The organism is Facilibium subflavum, from assembly GCF_003574485.1.
Lineage (GTDB): Bacteria > Pseudomonadota > Gammaproteobacteria > Francisellales > Francisellaceae > Facilibium > Facilibium subflavum.
Map to the genome: position 1 here is coordinate 1 of NZ_QLIT01000280.1, position 3,153 is coordinate 3,153.

The following is a 3,153-nucleotide window of genomic DNA, read 5'->3' on the forward strand; positions in this document are numbered from 1 at the left end:
GGATGATAGTATAGCATTCGCTATGTGAAAGTAGGTCACCGCCAAATCCTTTACAAATCCATTAGAAAAATAAAATACCATAACCATAATAGCCATAGCCCGATAAATCGGGCTTTTTTGGTTTGGGGACGAAGGCCTGCCTAACCACGTTGCTGTATCAAACTGAGCTATAAGAAAATCTTATTTATTGATTTAGATCAACTTCCATATTAATAGCAGTAACGTGATATTGGTGATTAAAAAATAGCTTGTTAGAATAGGGAAATATTACGATAAGCTTTGAGAATTTATATATCATGACATTGGTACCAAAATGGATTGCCTGGGAAGTGACCAGAGCGTGCAACTTAGCCTGTATTCATTGTCGATCAAGTGCCTGCTTAGGACAGTTTGAAGATTTAGATTTTTCAACACAGACTGGGTTTAAGGTGATTGATGAAATCACTAGTATCAGTAAGCCGTGTTTAGTGCTTTCAGGTGGAGAACCGCTATTAAGGTCAGATATTTTTGAATTGGCAGCCTATGGCACACAAAAAGGTTTACGAATGGCTTTGGCGACAAATGGCACCCTTGTGAGTGATGATATATGCCAAAAGATCAAACGATCTGGTATTCAAGTTGTTTCATTAAGCCTTGATGGTGCAAATGCTAAAACACATGATGCTTTTCGTCAGCAACACGGTGCATTTGATACAACATTAAAAGCAGCCTCACTTTTCCAAAAACATGGAATTCCTTTTATTGTCAACTCTTCATTCACACAGCAAAACCATGAAGAAATTCCAGCAACTTATCAACTAGCCAAGACTCTAGGGGCCAAGGCCTGGTATATGTTTATGGTGGTACCAACTGGTCGTGGCCAGGCGTTAATCAAGACACTTTTGCACGATGAAAAATATGACAAGGTTTTAGATTGGCATTATCAGATGGAGTCTGAGGAGAGGGACATGTTAGTGCGGCCAACCTGCGCACCACATTATTATCGCATACGTTTTGAAAAGAATAAGGATCGCGGGGAGCGTGTGAAATCACGGCCGTTATCATTTTCAACAGGGGGATCAAAAGGTTGTATTGCTGGGCAGTCGATTATAACGATTGATGTTAAGGGTAATGTAAACCCATGTAGCTATTTACCACTATCGGCAGGGAATGTTTTCCAGCAACCATTAAAAGAGATCTGGCATAATTCTACACTGTTGAATAACCTTAGAAACTTTAAGGCCTATAAAGGCAAATGTGGTCAATGTGAATATATTAAAACCTGTGGTGGTTGCCGGACAAGGGCATATTATATGCGTAATGATTATATGGCACCAGAGCCTTTGTGTAACTATATTCCAAAACGGCGTAATGCCGTAGTATAACAAGGGATAAATAAGAAAATGTTTACCCTGTTGAATAAAAATGCAATCAACCAGCAAATCAATATTTATATATCTAATGTGGCAATATATGATATAAAATATGGTATATTGATTAAATATCTTAGTGGATAAAATTGCAGATGGCAATAAATGAGATGATCGACCAATATTATGTTATTGGCTATCCTGTCAAACACAGTTTATCACCACAGATTCATCGCGAATTTGCGCAACAAACCAAGCAAAATATGCGTTATGATGCCTTGGAGATTTGTCCGGATAATTTAGAGCAAACATTAAATGTATTGCGTTTAGATGAAACAGTAAAAGGTTTAAGTGTGACCCTGCCTTTTAAAGAAGCTGTTTATGCTTATTGTGATGAGGTGGATGAGCTAGCACAGCAAGCCAAGGCTGTTAGTAACGTCGTCATTGACCATAATCGTCGGTTTATAGGTTTTAATTTAGATGGTCTTGGCCTGATAAATGATATTAATAAACAGTTTGGTATCGATTTTAAAAATAAAACGGTATTAATTGTTGGTGCAGGTGGTGCAGCAAAAGGGATTTTGGGATCAATTGCTGCCCAAAAGCCAAGACATATCACTATTGCTAATCGAACATTGATCAAGGCCATTGCTCTGGCTGAGTCAATTCAGGATAATAAAATTACAACAGCTGCCAGCCAGCTAACAAGTATTGCTGGATCATTTGATATTGTTATTAATGCAACTTCAGCCAGTGTTGAAGGGCAAGTGTTACCTTTGACATCCGCACATTTTAAGCAAAGTGCAGTTGGCTATGATCTAATGTATGCGCCTGATGGTACTGTTTTTACAAAATGGTGTGATCAGTATAATATTCGTAATAGTGATGGAAAAGGGATGCTTATAGAGCTAAGTAAGCTTGCTTTTTCGCGTTGGCGAGGTGTGGTGCCAGAATAAATCGGGAGATGAGTTTGCATTATAGCGGATTTTTTTTATAATAAGGACGAAGTAAACCTGTTGAATTTGTTGTTAAACTACAAAACTATGGGTAATGTGAATAAGGAGATTAATGATATGTTAAGTCGGAAATTTTTATTAACATTTGATTGGGTTGTTAATCGCCTGGTTTCCTTTAACCAGGCGCATGGTAAAGACAAGTCAACCAGACAAAAATTGCGTTACGTTTTTAAGCTTGCGGCATTAAGAGGTTGCAAGCACAGCATTTACTTGTTTAATTGCCTATGCCAAAAAACATTAACGATTTCTCAGATTCGCAAGGTCGCAAAGAAACTCAGCACATTTGTCAGTCCAGAAGAAGTCAAGGTTTTACTTGCGCCAGCCTAATTTTTGCAGCGTATAATCTAAGACCCACAGGGGGCCGATTAATAAAAACTGTAAATCTTTTAAAAATGAGGGTTTTTTCCCTTCAATTTTATGTCCAATAAACTGAAATACCCAGCTTATGATAAATATGATAACACTGACAATAAATAGATAGGGAATTTGCATAAGTACCGCCAGCATAATAAATGAAATAACAAGCATATAAATTCCTAAGATAATATGTAAACGAAAGTAAAACAAAAAGCTGATGATCATTAAAACAAGTGTTATCCAGATTGAGATGCTAAGCGTAATGCCAAGTATGCTAAACATAATTAAGGGGACACAGATAAAATGAATTTTCTTGTTCGTTTGATTTTGGTGGCTTTGGGCGTACTCATCTAACCAGGATTGTAGTGTTTTCATGCGTTATCCTATTAGGTTCTGTGAACCAATTTTTTTACCGCATCCAAATCAAACTC

The 3,153-nt window shown here is 37.3% G+C and carries 4 protein-coding genes; 3 read left to right on the forward strand and 1 reads right to left on the reverse strand.

Annotation, left to right across the window (positions count from 1 at the left end):
- The first annotated feature begins 296 nt into the window (after positions 1-296).
- The 3 genes from DNK84_RS13365 (at position 297) to DNK84_RS13375 (ending at position 2,692) form a co-directional block, all read left to right on the forward strand.
- Positions 297-1,364, forward strand: a complete 1,068-nt coding sequence (locus tag DNK84_RS13365) for a radical SAM/SPASM domain-containing protein (protein ID WP_119344969.1) — start codon at positions 297-299, stop codon at positions 1,362-1,364.
- A gap of 140 nt (positions 1,365-1,504) precedes the next feature.
- Positions 1,505-2,305, forward strand: a complete 801-nt coding sequence (gene aroE / locus DNK84_RS13370) for a shikimate dehydrogenase (RefSeq protein WP_119344970.1) — start codon at positions 1,505-1,507, stop codon at positions 2,303-2,305.
- A gap of 117 nt (positions 2,306-2,422) precedes the next feature.
- Positions 2,423-2,692, forward strand: a complete 270-nt coding sequence (locus tag DNK84_RS13375; RefSeq protein WP_119344971.1) for a hypothetical protein — start codon at positions 2,423-2,425, stop codon at positions 2,690-2,692.
- On the opposite strand, the gene DNK84_RS13380 is transcribed toward DNK84_RS13375, so the two are convergent.
- On the reverse strand, positions 2,675-3,097 hold the full coding sequence (locus DNK84_RS13380) for an Mpo1 family 2-hydroxy fatty acid dioxygenase (protein WP_119344972.1): 423 nt from the start codon (positions 3,095-3,097) through the stop codon (positions 2,675-2,677). The genes DNK84_RS13375 and DNK84_RS13380 overlap by 18 nt on opposite strands.
- Positions 3,098-3,153: the final 56 nt, after the last annotated feature.